General features: G+C 73.1%; 2 protein-coding genes. Both read right to left on the bottom strand.

Features of this window, described 5'->3' with window-relative positions:
• A partial coding sequence (locus ACRYR7_RS25545) for a hypothetical protein (protein ID WP_432575197.1) occupies positions 1–296 on the bottom strand: 296 nt, incomplete at its 3' end.
• A 248-nt stretch (positions 297–544) separates the two neighbouring features.
• Positions 545–1,156: bestrophin family protein (locus tag ACRYR7_RS25540; protein WP_432575196.1), on the bottom strand; the 612-nt coding region annotated here is incomplete at its 5' end.

The raw sequence follows: 1,156 nt of genomic DNA, 5'->3' as shown, positions 1-1,156 counted from the left end.
GGCTGGACGGGCCTGCCGGTGCTGCGGGTCAGGCTCTGGGCGATGAAGTCGACGACGCTGGCGGTGTCGCCGATGGCCCAGGGGTTCTGCGCGCCGATCTCCTGGTGGCCGCGCAGGCGCAGGTTCTCGCTGTGGTAGCAGACGAGGTAGTGGTACCGGGTGACCTCACTGGGCGCGGGCGCGGGCGCGGGGGCGGGTGCGGGGTCGGGCACGGGGGAGGGAGCCGGCACGGGGGCGGGCACGGGGGAGGGGACTGGGGAGGGGACGGGCAGGCTGGGCTCGGCAGGAATGCTCACAGGCCGATCCTGCCTCCTGTGCGGCGCGCAGCGCACGGCCAGAGCCGGTTCTGCTGCACGATCCAGGGTGGTCCTCACCCGATCGCGCGCCGGGCCCGATCGCGCGGGTGCGCCCCTGAGGTGGTTTCAGCCGCACCCGGCGAACCCGTGCCGGTTCACGGTGTGGTTGCGGCGATGCGCCCGGGCTGGCGCGCGCGGCCTCGCGTGCCCTCGCGTGCCTTCGCCGGGGGCGAGCCCCAGACGCGCTGCTACCACAGGACGTCGTCGACCGCGGCGAGCTGCTCCGGCGACCTCTCTCCCAGGACCTGGGTCAGGTCGATCTCGATCGTGCGGCACAACGAGGTCATGGGGATGTCGTGCACCCCGTCGCGGAAGGGCTCGGCGAGGTCCTGCCCCACCTTGATGGCCAGCAGGAACATCACGCCGACCAGTCCCGAGCCGATCGGCGTGGCCCACCCCAGGTCCTGGACCACCGCGAACGGCAGCACGACGCAGAAGACCCGGGCGAACAACCCCGGCAGGACGCGGTAGTGCACCGGCAGGGGCGTGTTCCTGATCCGCTCCAACCCGCCCTGGGCGTTGGACAGGGCCACGAAGCTCTCCTCCAGCTGGGCCCGTGCGATCTCCTCGACGTGCCCGCCCGCACGTGCTCGGCTGACCGCGCGGTCCGCTGCCAGCAGCACCGCCGAGGGCTTGTTGGTGGCCAGTTCCACGGTTTCCACCGCTTCGGGCCCCAGCCTGGTGAGCGCCTCCTGCGGCAGCGGCTGAGCGCGCAGGGAGGTCCGCAGCGCGTGCACGTAGGCGATCTGGGCGTGCACCACCTCCGCGGAGGTGGCGGGGTCGTCGATGAGCACCACCGC

The organism is Kineococcus gurbantunggutensis, from assembly GCF_050871925.1.
Lineage (GTDB): Bacteria > Actinomycetota > Actinomycetes > Actinomycetales > Kineococcaceae > Kineococcus.
This window is presented reverse-complemented; position numbering and strand designations above follow the sequence as displayed.